Raw genomic sequence first — 17400 nt, 5'->3', positions numbered from 1 at the left:
AGGTAGGTAGCTTTGTTGTATGGATCAAAAAATGTATTTAGTGTCATACCGTGGCTTGACCACGGGGTCCAGAAAACAACTTAAAATACTAATAATTTTAGTATTTTAAACTGGATCCCGCTACAAGCTTGCGGGATGACAGAGGGAAATATTGATCCATACAACAATGCTGTACGAGAATGACATCCACTTAAACTAAGTGTATACAATTTAATAAATTTCTTGAGACTGATCTTCCTTACTCGGTACATAATCAAAAATATCATTATTATTGTGATTATCGATCATATCTTCATTCTCAAGCATCTGAAAATTATTGACTTTAAATGCTTCTATAACCGTGCCGCTTGGCGTAATTTTACCGGTTGCTCTATCTACTGCTAATAATTTTATTGAATCAGGAACTTTGAAAGGCAGCGACGGTTCATCCTTATAAGCATTACTCATAAAATCAATAAAAATCGGCAATACTACGTTTGAACCTGTTGCTCTTTTTCCAAGCTCTTTCGGTGTATCATAGCCAACATAACTGCCAACTACTATCTTGGGCGTAAAACCTACAAACCATGTATCTTTACTATCGTTACTAGTACCGGTTTTTCCACCGATAATTTTCCCTAGCTTCTTCGCAGCATAACTGGTACCTCTATCTATTGCTCCGGTTAAAAACGAAGTAATTTGATAATCACTAGCTTCATCCGTAACTCTATAGATATATTCTTTCGGTATTTCTAATATTGCGGTATCTAAATTGCTATCTGAAACATTACAAGAAAGACATTCTCTATCATCTCGCCTATAAATAATTTTACCGTTACGGTCTTTAATTAATTCTACAAAATGAGGCTCAACTTTTTTACCGCCGTTAGCAATAATTGCATAAGCATTAGTCATTCTGCTAAGTGTGGTTTCAATTGAACCAAGTACCATAGAGTAAACTTTTTTCGGTTCATTATTAATACCGAATCGCTTAATTATATCAACGATTTTTGTAAGCCCTACAGTAGTCGCAACTCTTACGGTTATGAGATTACGAGATTTTTCAAGCCCGGTACGCATAGTGATTTCACCTAAAAACTTACCTTCATAATTTTTAGGACGCCAGCTAGGCATACCCGGACCTTGCAAAATCTCAATAGGTCCATCGTTAAAAATCTGATTCGGCTTAACACCGTTTTCAAGGGCTGCTAAATAAACAAAGGTTTTACTCAAAGAACCCGGTTGACGAAGTGCTTGAGTTACTCTATCAAATTTACTTGTGGAAAAATCATACCCCCCGACGCTTGCAAGTACCTGTCCGGTATTTGGGTTCATAACCATAATAGCCCCATTTACTTCAGGAATCTGACGAAGAGCATACCCCTCTTTTATAGCCTCAACCACTATCACGTCACCTTTTTTAAGCAAAGCCTTAACTGATTTAAGGTTACTTCTTGCCCATTTCATTTCAGCAATAGGAATTTTAGATTTGCTGCCGTCTATAAGTCCAATCTCTGCATGGTTATCAGTCACATCTAGAACTACAGCTAATTTATATTCTAAAAGCGATTGAGGTGTAGGTAATTTTTTAAACTCTTCCCAATTATCAAGAGAAATATTGGCAATAGGTTTTCTAAAACCACGCTTCCTATCAAACTCCCTAAGTCCTTTTCTTAGAGAGTTTTCGGCTAATTGCTGCATCTTTGCATCTAAAGAAGTAATAATAGTAAGACCTCCTGTATAAAATTCCTCTTTACTATTTAGCATCTTAATTACTTCTTCTCGCACCTGCTCGGCATAATAATCAGCCGTAACAGTTTCTTCTTTAGCTCGTTTACGTAAAACTATCGAGCTATCCATAGCTTCTTTCGCAGTATCTCTTGTTATATAACCATCTTCAAACATACGCATTATTACGTAATCACGACGAGCTTTTACTCTAGCGTAGTTTCTCTCCGGATTAAGTTTGGAAGGGGCTTTAGGCAGTGCCGCAATAAAAGCTGATTCTGCAATGGTAAGTTCCTCTACGGATTTATTAAAATAATTTTGTGCAGCTGCCGCAACACCGTATGCACCGCGACCAAAGAATGTTTGATTAAGATATAATTCTAAGATTTGATCCTTAGTAAATACTCTTGAAATCATATAAGAAAGAATCGCTTCTTTAATCTTACGTTCAGGAGAAACCTTGTTAGTTAGCAGAAAATTTTTAACCACTTGCTGAGTAATGGTAGATGCTCCTTCCATACGCCTATGATGTAAATAATTAGATATATTTAAAAATGCCGCTCTAACTATTCCAAGCAAATCAACGCCGGGATGGTTATAGAAATTCTTATCCTCAGCTGCAATAAAACTTTCTATTAGCGAACTCGGTACGCTATTAATCGGTACAAATACACGATGTTCAAAAGCGTACTCCTCCATTAATTTGCCGTCACGGGAATAAATACGCGTTACCGACGGTGGATAATAACGTGCAAGCTGTGAGTAATCAGGCAAATCACGTGAATAGTGATATATTATATAAGCAGTAATCCCGCAACCTATTAAAATAAGGAAGGCAAAAATTTTTAAACAAAAAAATAGAGATTTATACATGACTTATAATATTTTGCCGGTTAAACTATTAAGTGAAGCCTTAGTAATTTTTACATCAATGATTTTACCAAGTAAAGATTTATTAGGGTTTTGGATATATACGGACTGCATGTATGGAGTTTTACCTATTATCTGGTCGTCGAATTTACCATCGCGATCAAATAGAACTTTCATAGTACTACCAACACAACTTTCATTAAAAGCTAGTTGCTGAGCCATAAGTTCTTTTTGCAATATAGTTAATCTCTCTGATTTTATATGTTCAGGTATTTGGTCGGTTCTAGTTGCACCAGGTGTGCCGGGACGTGGGCTATATTTAAACGAATAGCACTGACCGTATTTTACTCTGCGGACCAAATCTAAAGTATCCTCAAAATCTTCATCTGTTTCACCGGGAAAACCGACAATAAAATCAGAGGATAAAACTATATCGGGTCTTGCTTCTCTTAAGCGATTAATTATATCAAAATAATATTCCCGATCATGTTTGCGGTTCATGGATTTTAATATTTTATTTGAACCTGACTGCACCGGTAGATGTAGAAACGGCATTAATTTAGGTTCGGTGCCGTGCAGTTTTATTAGATCATCATTCATATCTATCGGGTGTGAGGTAGTATAACGTAATCTCTCTAAATTTGGAATTTGTGCTAGATGTTTGAGTAAATCAGCTAGACTAAATATTTTATCTGCAGGACCTTTACCGTGATATGCATTGACATTTTGTCCAAGTAACATAATTTCTTTAGCACCGCTACTAACTACTTTTAGTGCTTCTCTGTAAACTTGCTCTACATTCCTTGAAAATTCAGCACCTCTTGTGTAAGGCACTACACAGAAAGTACAAAATTTATCGCACCCTTCCTGTACCGATATAAAGGCACTTGTTCCTTGCGGATATAATTGCTCAGGTAACTGATCAAATTTTGCTTCTTCAACAAAATCAAGATCGATTAAGTGCTTTTCGTGTCTAACGACTTTTGAGATTAATTCCGGTAGGTTATAATAAGATTGCGGACCGACAACAATATCAACATAAGGAGTTCTTGTGAAAATCTCTTCACCTTCCGCCTGTGCAACACAACCGGCTACAACTATTATTGCAGAGTTTAAGCCTTGTTTTTTTCTGGTATCTTGTATTTTCTTAATACGACCGAGTTCAGAATAAGTTTTCTCGGCTGCTTTCTCTCTGATATGACAGGTATTTAGAATAATAACATCAGCATCTTCAATATTTTCCGTGGGTTCATAGCCAAAGGGGTAAAGCAAATCCTGCATCTTAACGGAGTCATAAACATTCATCTGACATCCGTAGGTCTTAATATAAAGCTTCTTACTCATAAAATTTTTAATATTATAAATAAGTTCTATACTATATTTAGATAATTTTATCAAATTTTAAATAAACCGAAAGCACTATCCATCTGCTTTTCTTAACTTAATTAATTCATCTACTAGAGAAATTTTTTCTCCTGTAGTATCTATATAATCTTGCACTTTTGCTTGTAATTTTGCTAAAGCTTGATTTGAAGTGTAGTACAAATCATACTTTCTTTTTTATGAGCCTTATCTTTTATTTTCTTTTTTACCATATTAATAATACTTGTATAATGATTGAGCGTTTTTTAGCAAAAGATATTAAATCTTTTTTAAATGAGTTTTCAGCTGTAGCTATTTTAGGCCCAAGACAAGTGAGAAAAACTACTTTGGCAAAAGAAATAGCCGCACAAATATCCCCTACCCCTTTATATTTAGACTTAGAGAAGCCTTCAGATTTGGCAAAATTATCTGATCCTGAGCTTTACTTTCAAACTCATTCTAACCATTTAGTTATTATTGAAGTTTTACGTAGCGTTATTGATGAAAGACGTCAGCAGGGGCAAAAGGTTAAACAATTCTTACTTCTTGGTTCTACTTCTAAAGAATTATTAAAGCATTCCTCAGAATCGTTAGCAGGTCGTATAATTTATACTCAGCTTTGTGGTTTTAATATTCAAGAAGTTAGAAAAGCCGGATATATTGATGATAATTTATTATGGCTTAGGGGCAGCTTTCCCGATAGCTTTCTTAGTGCTTCGGATAATAGTAGTATGAATTGGCGGCAATCTTTTATCATGACTTATTTAGAACGTGAAATACCGCAACTCGGCTATAATATATCTACAGAAGTTTTACGTAGAACATGGACTATATTTGCTCATTGTCAAGGCGATTTACTCAATGCTAGCAAAATAGCAGCAAGCCTTGGGATATCAGTCCCTACTATAATGAGATATATCGATCTCTTTGAGGATTTATTCCTTATAAGATTGCTAAGACCTTGGTCTAGTAATGTAAAGAAGCGATTAGTCAAAGCCCCCAAACTATATATTCGTGATAGCGGTATCCTACATGCATTATTAAGTCTTAGAGCTACTCGGACATTATATTCTCGGAGGAAGTTTTGAAGGATTTGTAATAGAAAATATTTTATTTAACCCTGATTATGGATAAGAAATACATGGTTTATTAGGTTTAAGTTGGTAAGCAATAAGAGCAGAGAATAGAGAAGTAAAGAAATTAATAGGTGATCGATGTCTGGAAGGAGTAATATTAAAATTCTCTTTTATGTAGCCAAAAATGGTTTCGATAATGAATCTCTTCCTTAAAAGGATTTTATCCAAAAGAGGTAATAAATAGTTTTTCATATCCTTTCTTATTCCGGTAATTTTTATTAAACCTTGCTTATAAAGTTTTGTAAACATTTTTTCTGAAATAAACCCCTTATCATCATAACACTTACCTTTTAGACCTTTTTGATAACCATTGCTTCAAATGCAATTCTGTCATCAACATTACCTTTGGTAATTTTAACAGCAATAATTTCTCCCTTATCATTGATTATCATATGAAGCTTGAATCCAAAAAACCAATCGACAGAACTACGTCCCATTTTTGCAAGATTATTAAAAGTTCTGTTAGAATTAATTCTGATATTTTTACATACTGCAAAATGTGTGGAATCTGCATAATAAATTCCCGTTCTTTTCCCACTTAAGTAATGTAACATCACAATCAATGGCAGAAATAATGAAGGAATAAGCTGAACAAATCTCTCATAACAAGGTGGATTCCTGAACAAATTACCATTAATAATAAAGTTTTGGTAATAAGCTTTTAAATGTTTATATGCACTAAAATGGTAAAAATCATTATTGAGAGTTCTTCACTTAAGGAAAGCTTACCTTCTCTAAATCTTTGCTTATTACTTTTCAGCAATTGATGTTTTACCCATTTCTCATAAATTTTACAAAATTTATCTACTATACAAAATATTGTAGTATATTTACACATGTTATTAAACCTTTATTTTATTCCTTCAGTGCCCTATTTATATAAGGTTTAATAACTCTTGTAACCTTCCTTCCTCTCTATTCCTTATCCATAATCGGGGTTAAATAGATTAATAATATTTCCCAATGCCTAATTACAAATCAGAGGAATATATAATATATTAGACCAAACTTTATCCCAACCTTTTGCATGAGAAATATTAGGAAAAGTTTGTTTTTTTACACATAGTGAGTTACTTGTTTTTACGTAAAGTTCTGCTATGAAAGGCGGGACTCTTTTGTCCTCCATGCCGGAGAGATGTAATTGAGGGATATTATTAACCTGCTTTGCATAATTTATCGGGTTTAACGATTTAACTAAGTAACCACGATAATTATGATATTTATCAAATTTTTCAGTATCTAAATTACCGGCAATCGTTATAATATCTTTAACATTACTATTTTGAGCGGTAATTAATATTGTAAGCCCGCCGCCACCGGAGAAGCCGACTAAGCTAAATTTTTGTCCGTTATTGATAATATTTATGACATTGTTAATTGAATCTACGACTTCCTGCCCCATTCTTTTATCTAACCAATAATCGCTAATGCATTTTGAGTTCATTTCTAAAGGAGTATATTGGCAAGGTCTTGCTATATAAACAATATTCGGTCTTTTATCCATTGTAGCAAGCTTTAAGAGCATCGGATTAACGGGAGTAGGGTTGTTGGAATTAGCAGATCTATCCGCAAGATGTCCATCTCCCTCAATATAGAATACAAAAGGTAGGTTACGGTCGGTAATACGCTGATAAGTCGTAAGAGTAAAATCACCTCCGTTTACTAGCTGCATCTGAAAGTTATTTTGAGTTGCTATATCTTGCGAATGCTTTACCCTACTAGCTACATCATTGGTAGTAGAACACCCTGAAAGAAATATTGATGTAAGGAATATTATACAAAGAAGTTTTTTCATAATATTTAAGGTTATATTTGGTAGGAGTTATTTATATGGCTTTAATGACATTCCTGTGTGGACATCAAATCGTCATTGCGAGTGGGCATTGTTGCGTGGATCAATTGCACCTCTGTCATCCCGTGGCTTGACCACGGGATGACACAGTGGATTTTGTCGAACCACGCAGGGCAGGCAATACCTGCTCGCAATGATGACAGAAAATAATTAAAACGGTATTTCGTCGTCTAAGTCGCTATGATCAAAGGAATGATTTTTAGTTTCAGGATGTTTATATTCGCTATGCCCTGAATCTTGAGTATGATTATTAGAGTTTTTACTATCTAATAATATTAATTGTGAATTAAAGTTTTGTAACACAACTTCCGTGGTATATTTTTCTTGACCTGAATTATCATTCCACTTACGGGTTTGCAATGAACCTTCAATATATAATTTACTACCTTTTGTGACATAGCGTTCTACAACAGATACTAACCCTTCACTAAATATCACTACTCTATGCCATTCAGTTCGTTCTTTTCGTTCGCTGGTAATGCGATCTTTCCAAGTTTCGGTTGTTGCTAAGGAAAGATTAATGATTTTTTTCCCTTCGCCCGTAGTTCTAATTTCCGGATCACGCCCTACATTACCTATTAATATTACTTTATTTAAACTACCTGCCATAGATTACTACCTATTTTAAAATATTATTATTGCAATAATAAAATAAAAGAGCCTATAATACTACAGGTTTTTTAAAAAATATCTCAAAAATTTTGTAGTGAAGTGATTATGAACCAAGAATATATTAAGGTACGCGGTGCTAAAGAGCATAATCTAAAAAATATAAATGTTGATATTCCAAGGAATAAATTTGTTGTTATCACCGGTCTTAGCGGTTCAGGCAAGTCTTCTTTAGCTTTTGATACTATTTATGCAGAAGGTCAAAGGCGATATGTTGAAAGCTTATCTTCATATGCAAGGCAATTCTTACATTTACAAAATAAACCGAATGTGGAATCTATTTCCGGATTATCGCCTGCTATTGCAATTGACCAAAAAACTACTTCTAAAAATCCTCGTTCTACGGTTGGAACTATAACGGAAATTTACGATTATCTTAGGTTATTATATGCAAGGGTGGGTATTCCTTACTCTCCGGCAACCGGTCTTCCGATACGTAGCCAAACGGTTTCCGAGATGGTAGATATAATTAATGAACTACCTAAAGGTACGAAAGTATATTTACTCGCTCCTATTGTTAGAGGACATAAGGGTGAGTTCAAACGTGAAATTATGAATCTGAAAAAACAAGGCTTTCAGAAATTAATAGTTAACGGTGAGGTTTGCGAAATTGATGATTTACCGAAACTTGATAAAAATAAGAAGCATAATATAGAAGTCATCGTTGATAGAATAGTTCTAGACGAAAGTTTAGGTAATAGGCTTGCAGATAGCTTAGAGAGTTCGTTAAATCTTGCCGAGGGTATTACTTATTTGGAAATTGTAGAATTGCCGCCGGCAGTTAAGACCGAGTTTGAAAAAAATCAGCATATTATTTTTTCCGAAAAATATTCTTGTCCGGTATCGGGTTTTCAGCTTACTGAAATAGAGCCTCGAATCTTTTCTTTTAATAGCCCTTTTGGAGCATGTCCTAAATGTGAAGGAATAGGTAAAGAGTTTTTCTTTGATAGAGATTTAATAGTTCCGGATCAAAGAATTTCTATTAAAGACGGTGCAATAGTGCCTTGGGGTAGTACATCTTCTAAATTTATCCTAGAGACATTAAAGGTTCTTGCCGATCATTATAAATTTTCTATTGAAGTACCTTTTGTAAGTTTATCACAAAATGTTAAGGATATTTTATTTGAAGGTTCAGGAGAAGAGGCAATAAAGTTTGAATTTCACGACGGTTCTAAAACGCAAATAATAAAACAACCTTTTGCCGGTATAATACCAAGTTTGCAAGAAAAGGACCGTACTATAGAATCGGTTTTAATTAAAGAAGAACTAGCTAAATTTAAGTCAGAACATAAATGTACTGCCTGCTCAGGGTTTAGATTAAAAGACGAAGCATTATGCGTTAAAATAGCGAATCTTCATATAGGCGAAGTAGCAGGTATGAGTATTGCAGCCTTGCAAAAATGGTTTAGTCACTTAGAAGAAAAATTAAATAAAAAGCAATTATTTATTGCCGAACGTATACTCAAAGAAATTACCGAGAGATTAAAATTTCTTATGAATGTTGGGCTTGATTATCTAACGTTATCACGAGAAGCAGGTACTTTATCGGGAGGGGAAAGTCAGCGTATTCGTCTTGCATCTCAAATAGGTTCAGGGCTTAGCGGTGTTTTATATGTACTTGATGAGCCGTCTATCGGTCTTCATCAACGAGATAATACAAGATTAATTGAGACACTAAAAAGGCTTAGAGATCTGGGTAATACCGTTTTGGTAGTCGAGCATGACGAAGAAACAATGTATGAAGCAGACCATATTATTGATATAGGACCGGGAGCCGGTATTCACGGCGGTCGTGTTATTGCGGAAGGAAATGCTGAAGAAATAAAGAATTTTGAAGAAAGTATTACAGGTAGGTATCTAAGCGGTCGTCAAACAATCAAAGTGCCTTCTGAAACAAGAGTAGGGCATGATAATAGGGCAATTGAATTACTTGGGGTGGTTTCCAACAATTTAGATAATGTTGATATCAAAATTCCGCTTGGTACTTTTACTGCTATAACGGGAGTATCGGGAAGCGGTAAATCAAGCTTGATGATTCATACTCTATATAAAGCGGCTCTAAAGTATTTAGAGCCAACTAGCAAAGTATTTCCCGGCAAATATAGAGAATTAAAAGGACTTGAATATATTGATAAAATTATCGATATTAATCAATCTCCGATAGGTAGAACTCCTCGTTCAAACCCTGCGACTTATACAGGTGCCTTTACCCATATTAGGGATTGGTTTGTGGAATTACCTGAATCAAAAGCTAGAGGGTATAAAGTAGGCAGATTTTCGTTTAACGTTAAAGGCGGTAGATGTGAAGCATGCCAAGGTGACGGGCTGATTAAAATTGAGATGCATTTCCTACCTGACGTATATGTGAAATGTGATATTTGTAATGGTCACAGATATAATAGAGAAACGCTTGAAATAAAATATAAAGGCAAGTCTATTGCTGATATTTTGATGATGACGGTAGAAGATGCAATGCAATTTTTTGAAAAAATACCGTTAATCTATGAAAAACTAATTACCTTAAATGAGGTGGGTCTAGGTTATATCAAAATCGGTCAGTCTGCTACTACTCTTTCAGGAGGCGAGGCACAACGTGTTAAGCTTGCTAAAGAATTATCAAGACGTTCAACCGGTAAAACGCTTTATATACTTGATGAACCGACTACAGGACTACATATAGACGATATTAATAAATTGTTAAAAGTATTACATAAACTTGTTGATATGGGCAATACCGTTTTAGTTATCGAGCATAATTTAGATGTTATAAAAACGGCAGATTATATTATTGATGTCGGTCCTGAAGGCGGTGACAAAGGCGGTAAGATAGTTGTATGTGGCACTCCTGCCGATATCGCTGCTTGTGAGGAAAGCCATACCGGTAGATATTTAAAGCAATATTTGGAATAAGTATAATGCCGTTAGCGTTCACGGGTGTTGCGTGACCTATTATTCCTCTCTGTCATCCTGTGGCTTGACCAGCCTTGTTTCATAGATATCGAATCGTCATTGCAAGCAGCCGTAGGCTGCGTGGCAATCCAGAAAAATAATAAAAAATTTTTACTGGATTGCTTCGTCAAAACTTACAGTTTTTCCTCGCAATGACGAAAAAACCCATGCATGCAACAAAGCCGGTTTGACCACTGGATTCAGTAAACATATAAAAATTTAATTTTATATGTTTACTGAATCCAGTGAATAAATCACGGGATGACAGAGAGGAATAATAAGCCACGCAATACTCGTGAACGGTTATCTAATGCTTATGATCGTGGTGGTGGGTATAGAAGCCTAGAGAAGAAAGTGCATTTGAGAATTCAGAGTTAGGAGTTATTTCGTTTGGTATTCCGCTACAACATATATGACCGTTTAAGCATATCACTTGATCGGAGTTTTTTATTACGGTAAATAAATCATGAGAAATCATAAAAACCGTAATATTTAGCTTTTTACGAATCAAATTAATAAGCTGATAAAATTCTTGTTGGCTTGTTACGTCTAAAGACTGTAACGGTTCATCTAAAATAATTAAGTCGGGATTATTAACTATTGAACATGCAAGAACTACCTTTTGAAACTGCCCTCCTGAGAGCTTAGAAATTTCTTGATCTTTTATATGTTCCAAATCAATAAATGATTTAATCTCTTTAATATTGTTATTAAAATTACTAGGTGCTAACAAATCTAAAAATTTTTTTACTGTAATAGGTAGATCAGGGGTTAATCCGAACTTCTGCGGTACATATCCGATTTTTAATTTGGGATCAATTATAATCTCGCCGTTTGTAGGTTTTTCAAGGCCAAGCATTAATCGTACTATGGTAGTTTTTCCTGCACCGTTAGGTCCAATTAAAGTAGTTATATTATTTTTTTTGACAGTGAAACTAATATTATTTATCGGCAATTTATTACCGAATTTTTTAGATACGTTACGAAACTCGATTATAGGTTTTTGCATGTATCGGTTCACTCCTGTCATCCCGTGGCTGCATTATGTAGAATAAATGCTGATTAGTTCTGCTTCGGCAAGTAAATGTTTTTGCAAAGCCAACACTAAATCTTGTTTACTAGCATTCTCATCAAGCTCAAGATAATCATTTAGAGCGTATAGTTTAAAAAAGTAACGATGAGGTTTGCCGGCAGGTGGACAAGGACCGCCGTATTTTTTTTCTTTTCAGCTATTATTTAAAATTTTAATATTGCTATCTATTTGTCCTTCTGAAAGCTTAGTAACAGAAGCAGGAATATTATAGATTATCCAATATACCGTGCGGTGGTGCTATTTCTACCGGTGCATCCGGATCATCCATGATAAGTGCAAAAGATTTAGTATCTGCAGGAGCATTATTCCATTCTAGATGCGGTGAAACATTTTGTCCTTTACAAGTAAATTTATCAGGAATGCGGTCATTATGTTTAAACGTCGTACTTGTTATTATGAAAGTCATGATTGCTCTCTTAGTTTAAGGGATGTCATCCCCGTGGCTTTACCACGGGATCTTGTGTCACAGGCTGAGTCCTGAGATACCACGATCAAGTCGTGGTATGCACAGGAATTGATCCACGCAGGCAATGCCTGCTCGCAATGAAGTTTGGTCTATCAATTCACAACTTGCCATTGTCCGTCAGGTTGGCGGCATGCATTACCGTATGCTTTTTGTTGTTTTCCGCCTATTACAACTGTTTGAGTGTACTCACGGCAATATTGACCTGTACTATTTCTATAAGTTTTATTAGGTGTTACGTAACCGTAATTGCCGTTATCCGGATTACGCCATTCTGTACTACTACCGCTAGGAGCTGCTTCTAAAGCTCTTTGTGAGGTGAGTTCTGCAAGTCTTCTATCCTGCTCATCCATACCTGCACCGATTTGTCCACCAAGAACTGCTCCAAGTAATGCACCTACACCTACTCCGACAAGCTGTCCTTTACCTTTACCGAATTGAGAGCCAAGTAATGCGCCGCCGGCACCGCCAAGAAGTGTTCCTGTACCTTGTTTATTCATACCGCCCGGACCGTTACAGGCTTGTAATATAGAAGCTGCAAGAGCTATAATCATAATTTTAGATAATAGTTTCATATAATTCTCTCTAAATTAATATATTATTTAATAAGTATATGGTTTTTAGAATTTTGTAAAGTTAAAACCAGATTCTGTAAACAAAATTTAAATTATTTGTATTTTAAAATATTATTTTTAATTTTGTTCACGGAACCTAATTATAATTGAATTTTATATTTTCTTTGTTAAACTATAAAAAATAAATTGGAAAGATTTGTCATGGATACTAATAGCCGTAATCGGTTAATAAAATCGGCATCTTATTTATCGGTTACTACGGCATTAATTATTTTAAGTATAAAATTATATGCTTGGGTTGTTACCGATTCGCAATCAATCCTTGCTTCTTTAATTGATTCGATGCTTGATATAACTTCCTCCTTTATTAATTTAATAGCTTTAAGATTTGCCCTGCAACCGCCGGATCATCATCATCGATTCGGGCATGAAAAAATGCAGGATTTAACAATTTTTTCTCAATCGATATTTTTCTTTGCTTCAGCTTTTTTTGTAGGCTTTTCTTCGGTTAAATCGTTATTTGAAAAAACAAAACCGGAGAATATTAGCGACAGTACTACTGTAATGTATGTATGTATATTCTTAACAATTATTTTAGTACTTTATCAAACTTATGTAATTAAAAAAACAGGATCGGAAATAGTAAAAGCCGATAAGCTTCATTATTTCACAGACTTAATAACTAATGTTATAGTAATTATCTCTATAAATTTAAGTGATTATTTTTGGTTTGTTGACCCATTATTTGGTGTAGTTATTTCGTTATATATATTTCACTCTTCTTATTCTTTATTTAAAAAGGCATTTAAAAATTTAGTAGATCATGAATTACCCGAACAAGATAGACAAAAAATTATCTCGATAGTTAATAACCATTTAGGCGTAAAAGGTATGCACGAAATGAAAACTAGATATGCCGGTCAAAAAGTTTTTATCCAGTGCCATTTGGAAATAGATGGCAATATGTCGCTTTATAATGCTCATAAAATTAGCGATGAGATTGCTTTTGAAATATTGCAGGAATTTTCGGAGGCTGAAATAATTATCCACCAAGATCCTTTTGGAATCGAAGAACACGTAAATTACCGTGAATATATTGTTAGATAAAGAAGCTAATTTTAATAATTTTTTCATGGAGCAAGCTTTAAAACAAGCACGGATTGCTTTTGATAAAAATGAAGTTCCGGTCGGAGCGGTGATTGTAGATAGGTTAAATCAGAAAATTATTGCTAGTACCCATAACAATACGGAAGAAAAAAATAACGCTCTTTGTCATGCTGAAATTATTGCTATTAATGAAGCATGTAATCTTATATCTTCTAAAAATTTAAATGATTATGATATTTATGTTACTTTAGAACCTTGTGCTATGTGTGCGGCAGCTATAGCTCATAGCAGGTTAAAACGTTTATTTTACGGGGCTTCTGATTTCAAGCACGGAGCAGTCGAAAGTAATTTACGATATTTTAACAGTAGTGCTTGTTTTCATAGACCGGAAATATATAGCGGAATTCTTGCCGAAGATTCGGGGCTATTAATGAAAGAGTTTTTTAAAAGGATACGATAATCATGGTAGAGCATTGCCTGCGTGGATCATAAAGTATGCTCGGTGTCATACCGTGGCTTGACCACGGTATCCATAAAAATAACTTAAAAATACTAATAAATTTTAGTATTTTTAACTGGATCCCGCGATCAAGTCGCGGGATGACAAATGAAAAACCTATACACGCAACAATGCTTTTGCGGAAATGACATAGAGGATTGCAAGAATGAAATAAAGAAGTAAGAAAATATGCTAAAACTATTAACCCCCTATTTTTTTAATAAATTATCGAAGGTTATAATACTTATATTAGCTATATCTACTTTCCTAATGATGATTATAGGTCTTTATTTAGCCCTCATAGTTTCGCCGGTAGATTATCAGCAAGGTGAGTTTGTACGCATTATGTATGTTCATGTTCCTGCTTCTTGGATGGCCCTTGGTGTTTATGTTTTCATGGCAGCATGCAGCTTTAGCTATTTAGTATGGAAAACTACTATTAGCTATTTGCTAGCCGTAGCTTCTAGTTACGTTGGAGCTACTTTTACTTTGATTAGTTTAGTAACAGGTTCTTTATGGGGAAAACCTATATGGGGGACATGGTGGGTTTGGGATGCAAGACTTACCTCCATGCTCATATTATTTTTATTATATTTAAGCTATATTATTATAGTGAATAGTGCGGATAATATAAGAAAAGCACAAAATCCTGCTTCGATTATTGCTATTATCGGACTGATTAACATACCGATAGTAAAATTCTCGGTAAATATTTGGTATAGTCTGCATCAGCCTGCTAGTGTTTTAAGGTTTGGTTCTCATACTATTCATTCTTCAATGTTAAAGCCTTTAGTTATTATGTTTATAAGTTTTATACTATATTTTTTGTTAGTATTACTTTTAAGAACCTCTATATTAATCGATAAAATTAAGAATCGATAACAAAATGACCTATGTTGTAACCGATGAATGCGTAAAATGTAAATATACCGATTGCGTTGAAGTATGTCCCGTAGATTGTTTCTATGAAGGTGAATTTATGCTAGTTATCAATCCTGATGAATGTATAGATTGTGGCGTGTGTATTCCTGATTGTCCTATAGATGCTATTAAACCCGAATCACCGGAGTTAATAGAATGGGTAGAACGTGCCAAAGATTTTATAGAAAATAAAGGATGGAAAAATATTACCAAAAAAAAAACTGCTTTGCCTGATGCCGATAAATTTAAAGATGAGAAAGATAAGTTTAATAAATACATATAATGTGTTTATTTTGTCACAAAACTTAATAAAAGCTTTATTATATGAATCTAATTGCCGATTAAATATAGAACTAAAAAATATAATATGTTATATATGCTATTAAGATAATGTTTAATTATTTAATTTTGAGGTGCTAATCATGAAAAAGTTACTTTTAATAGCTGCAAGTGCAACAATTTTATATTCTAGCGTATCATTTGCCGAGGGCATGGATAATGAGTGGTATTTAAGAATAGATGCCGGTGCAGCAATGTTTAATAAAGAAAAAGATAAGGCAACCGGTGTTAAATTAAAATCTAATACAACTGTTCCAGTTGATTTAGGTATCGGTTATTATATTTCCGAAAACTTTAGAGCCGATTTAACTTTAGGTACTATAATCGGTGGGAAGTTAAAGAAATCCGGAGCTGCGACTAATGCACCTTTTACCGGTACTAATGTTTCAGCAAGCCATAAACCTACTATTACACGTTTACTTATTAACGGTTATGTAGATTTAACTAATTTTGATATGTTCGATGTTTTTGCTGGTGCCGGTGTTGGTCCTGCATTAGTTAAAGAAAAAATTACATATAATGGGATAACCGGTCTTTCATCTAACACTAAAAACAGAACTAATATCTCTTACAAGCTAACTTTAGGTACTTCTGCGCAAATTGCCGACGGTGTTAAAGCAGAACTAGCTTATAGCTGGATATATGATGGTAGAACAAAAAGTAAGAATGTAATTTACCAAGGAACAAGTGTACCAACCGGTGGCATGCGTTATCAAAGCCACAACTTAACAGCCGGTATAAGATTTGATATATAATTAACAAGAATATATTAATAGTTTTAGGTAATAACCTAATGTCATTCCGTGGCTTGACCACGGTATCTAGAAATACAAAAAAAAGACTGGACTCCGTGGTCAAGCCATGGAGTGACATTAAACGACAACTCAGAAATGTCACTTGAAACTATTTTTTATCGAATTTAGGTAAAAATTGTAAAATTATTATCTAATATCGTTTTTACTAACAACTAATAAAATTTAAAGGAAAAATTTAACAATATGAAAAAATTACTTTTAATAGCAGCTGCAAGCACAGCACTTTTAACTTCCGGTCTTTCATTCGCTGATTGCGATATGAATTCTTCTGTAGATTCATCTACTAATTCATCGATGTCATCATCTCTGGAAAATCAATGGTATTTAAAACTTAATGCCGGTGGCGTGATTTTTGATAAAGCGAAATCTTCAAATAGCAGTGTTAAGTTAAAATCCAATACAGGTTTTACCGGTAATATTGGAGCAGGTTATTATATCATGGATAATTTAAGAACTGATTTTACAATTGGAATGGTAACAAATAACTACATGAAAAAGTCTACAAATGTTTCAACCTATAGCTCTACTGTTACTACTGTACCATCGGTTATTTCAGCAGGTGGACAACTTATTATTAATGGTGTTGTGATTCCAGGAGGTGTGTTTACAAGTGGTCCTGGCGGCACTGCTACAGTATCAGTAAAACATAAACCTACTATTGTAAGTGCATTACTTAACGGTTATGTAGATTTTATTGATTTAAGTATGTTTAAAGTTTTTGCAGGAGCAGGTGTCGGTGCTGCGTTAGTAAAGGAAAAAGTAAATATTTCAACTAAGACTGTTGCTAATAATGGTACTAATTTTTCAGGAACCACTAAAAACAAAACCAACTTTGCTTATCAATTATCTTTAGGAACTTCATTTGAAGTAGCACAAGGTGTGAAAGCAGAACTCGTTTATAGCTGGACAGATTACGGTAAATCAAAAACTAATACTAAAAATGTTGCCGGAAATAAAGTTAAATTTGGTGGAACCCGTTATAAAGGTAATAACTTAATGGCAGGATTAAGATTTGATATGTAATTAACTCTCAAATCTTTTTA

19 protein-coding genes and 1 pseudogene are annotated in these 17400 nt (G+C 34.2%); 10 read left to right on the top strand and 10 right to left on the bottom strand.

Annotation, left to right across the window (positions count from 1 at the left end; all coding sequences use genetic code 11):
* Nucleotides 1-210: 210 nt before the first annotated feature.
* The 3 genes from RMONA_RS01010 to RMONA_RS10750 form a co-directional block, all read right to left on the bottom strand.
* Nucleotides 211-2580, bottom strand: a complete 2370-nt coding sequence (locus RMONA_RS01010) for a penicillin-binding protein 1A (RefSeq protein WP_023507246.1) — start codon at nucleotides 2578-2580, stop codon at nucleotides 211-213.
* A gap of 3 nt (nucleotides 2581-2583) precedes the next feature.
* A complete protein-coding gene (gene miaB, locus RMONA_RS01005; protein WP_037230908.1) occupies nucleotides 2584-3921 on the bottom strand; it encodes a tRNA (N6-isopentenyl adenosine(37)-C2)-methylthiotransferase MiaB in 1338 nt (445 codons plus the stop codon).
* A 75-nt stretch (nucleotides 3922-3996) separates the two neighbouring features.
* The gene (locus RMONA_RS10750) at nucleotides 3997-4122 is read right to left on the bottom strand and encodes a hypothetical protein (protein WP_269429000.1); all 126 of its coding nucleotides are present in this window, start codon (nucleotides 4120-4122) and stop codon (nucleotides 3997-3999) included.
* A 68-nt stretch (nucleotides 4123-4190) separates the two neighbouring features.
* Between RMONA_RS10750 and RMONA_RS09985 the strand changes: the two genes are divergently transcribed.
* Nucleotides 4191-5027: an ATP-binding protein gene (locus tag RMONA_RS09985; RefSeq protein ID WP_023507244.1), complete on the top strand. Its 837-nt coding sequence runs from the start codon at nucleotides 4191-4193 to the stop codon at nucleotides 5025-5027.
* A 36-nt stretch (nucleotides 5028-5063) separates the two neighbouring features.
* On the opposite strand, the gene RMONA_RS00995 is transcribed toward RMONA_RS09985, so the two are convergent.
* The 3 genes from RMONA_RS00995 to RMONA_RS00985 all read right to left on the bottom strand — a co-directional run bounded on the left by RMONA_RS00995 (nucleotide 5064) and on the right by RMONA_RS00985 (nucleotide 6870).
* The gene (locus RMONA_RS00995; RefSeq protein WP_023507102.1) at nucleotides 5064-5324 is read right to left on the bottom strand and encodes a transposase; all 261 of its coding nucleotides are present in this window, start codon (nucleotides 5322-5324) and stop codon (nucleotides 5064-5066) included.
* A 41-nt stretch (nucleotides 5325-5365) separates the two neighbouring features.
* Nucleotides 5366-5629, bottom strand: a complete 264-nt coding sequence (locus tag RMONA_RS00990; protein WP_023507103.1) for a transposase — start codon at nucleotides 5627-5629, stop codon at nucleotides 5366-5368.
* A gap of 413 nt (nucleotides 5630-6042) precedes the next feature.
* Nucleotides 6043-6870 (bottom strand): alpha/beta hydrolase family protein, encoded by an 828-nt coding sequence (locus RMONA_RS00985; RefSeq protein WP_023507242.1) that lies wholly within the window; start codon nucleotides 6868-6870, stop codon nucleotides 6043-6045.
* On the opposite strand from RMONA_RS00985, the gene RMONA_RS09535 reads away from it, so the two are divergent.
* Complete coding sequence (locus RMONA_RS09535; protein WP_172643936.1) at nucleotides 6806-7012, top strand: hypothetical protein; 207 nt, start codon at nucleotides 6806-6808, stop codon at nucleotides 7010-7012. The genes RMONA_RS00985 and RMONA_RS09535 overlap by 65 nt on opposite strands.
* Before the next feature lie 65 nt (nucleotides 7013-7077).
* Here the strand turns inward: RMONA_RS09535 and RMONA_RS00980 are convergent, their stop codons facing one another.
* Nucleotides 7078-7536: a single-stranded DNA-binding protein gene (locus RMONA_RS00980; protein WP_023507241.1), complete on the bottom strand. Its 459-nt coding sequence runs from the start codon at nucleotides 7534-7536 to the stop codon at nucleotides 7078-7080.
* Nucleotides 7537-7644: 108 nt separating this feature from the next.
* Here RMONA_RS00980 and uvrA point away from each other — a divergent pair, with 108 nt between their 5' ends.
* Nucleotides 7645-10506, top strand: coding sequence for an excinuclease ABC subunit UvrA (gene uvrA / locus RMONA_RS00975; RefSeq protein WP_023507240.1), 2862 nt, complete (start codon nucleotides 7645-7647; stop codon nucleotides 10504-10506).
* Nucleotides 10507-10852: 346 nt separating this feature from the next.
* Here uvrA and RMONA_RS00970 read toward each other — a convergent pair whose 3' ends face one another.
* The 3 genes and pseudogenes from RMONA_RS00970 to RMONA_RS00960 form a co-directional block, all read right to left on the bottom strand.
* On the bottom strand, nucleotides 10853-11554 hold the full coding sequence (locus RMONA_RS00970) for an ATP-binding cassette domain-containing protein (protein ID WP_023507239.1): 702 nt from the start codon (nucleotides 11552-11554) through the stop codon (nucleotides 10853-10855).
* A 33-nt stretch (nucleotides 11555-11587) separates the two neighbouring features.
* A pseudogene (locus RMONA_RS11135) lies at nucleotides 11588-12044 on the bottom strand (YbhB/YbcL family Raf kinase inhibitor-like protein).
* Nucleotides 12045-12196: 152 nt separating this feature from the next.
* Entirely contained in the window at nucleotides 12197-12676 is a 480-nt protein-coding gene (locus tag RMONA_RS00960) for an RT0821/Lpp0805 family surface protein (protein WP_023507237.1), read from the bottom strand.
* A gap of 201 nt (nucleotides 12677-12877) precedes the next feature.
* Between RMONA_RS00960 and RMONA_RS00955 the strand changes: the two genes are divergently transcribed.
* The 7 genes from RMONA_RS00955 (at nucleotide 12878) to RMONA_RS00930 (ending at nucleotide 17380) form a co-directional block, all read left to right on the top strand.
* The gene (locus RMONA_RS00955; RefSeq protein ID WP_023507236.1) at nucleotides 12878-13783 is read left to right on the top strand and encodes a cation diffusion facilitator family transporter; all 906 of its coding nucleotides are present in this window, start codon (nucleotides 12878-12880) and stop codon (nucleotides 13781-13783) included.
* Nucleotides 13764-14243, top strand: a complete 480-nt coding sequence (locus RMONA_RS00950) for a nucleoside deaminase (protein ID WP_023507235.1) — start codon at nucleotides 13764-13766, stop codon at nucleotides 14241-14243. Before RMONA_RS00955 ends, RMONA_RS00950 begins: the two co-directional genes overlap by 20 nt.
* A gap of 35 nt (nucleotides 14244-14278) precedes the next feature.
* On the top strand, nucleotides 14279-14431 hold the full coding sequence (locus tag RMONA_RS11350) for a hypothetical protein (RefSeq protein ID WP_410526354.1): 153 nt from the start codon (nucleotides 14279-14281) through the stop codon (nucleotides 14429-14431).
* Nucleotides 14432-14471: 40 nt separating this feature from the next.
* Nucleotides 14472-15164, top strand: coding sequence for a heme ABC transporter permease (locus RMONA_RS00945; RefSeq protein ID WP_023507234.1), 693 nt, complete (start codon nucleotides 14472-14474; stop codon nucleotides 15162-15164).
* 4 nt (nucleotides 15165-15168) lie between these two features.
* Complete coding sequence (gene fdxA, locus RMONA_RS00940) at nucleotides 15169-15486, top strand: ferredoxin FdxA (protein ID WP_046058376.1); 318 nt, start codon at nucleotides 15169-15171, stop codon at nucleotides 15484-15486.
* 139 nt (nucleotides 15487-15625) lie between these two features.
* The gene (locus RMONA_RS00935) at nucleotides 15626-16297 is read left to right on the top strand and encodes an outer membrane beta-barrel protein (protein ID WP_023507232.1); all 672 of its coding nucleotides are present in this window, start codon (nucleotides 15626-15628) and stop codon (nucleotides 16295-16297) included.
* A 243-nt stretch (nucleotides 16298-16540) separates the two neighbouring features.
* A complete protein-coding gene (locus tag RMONA_RS00930; RefSeq protein ID WP_023507231.1) occupies nucleotides 16541-17380 on the top strand; it encodes an outer membrane protein in 840 nt (279 codons plus the stop codon).
* Nucleotides 17381-17400 lie beyond the last annotated feature (20 nt).

The organism is Rickettsia monacensis (assembly GCF_000499665.2).
GTDB lineage: Bacteria > Pseudomonadota > Alphaproteobacteria > Rickettsiales > Rickettsiaceae > Rickettsia > Rickettsia tamurae.
Note: the sequence above shows the minus strand (reverse complement) of the source record. Positions and strands in the feature narration are given on the sequence as shown.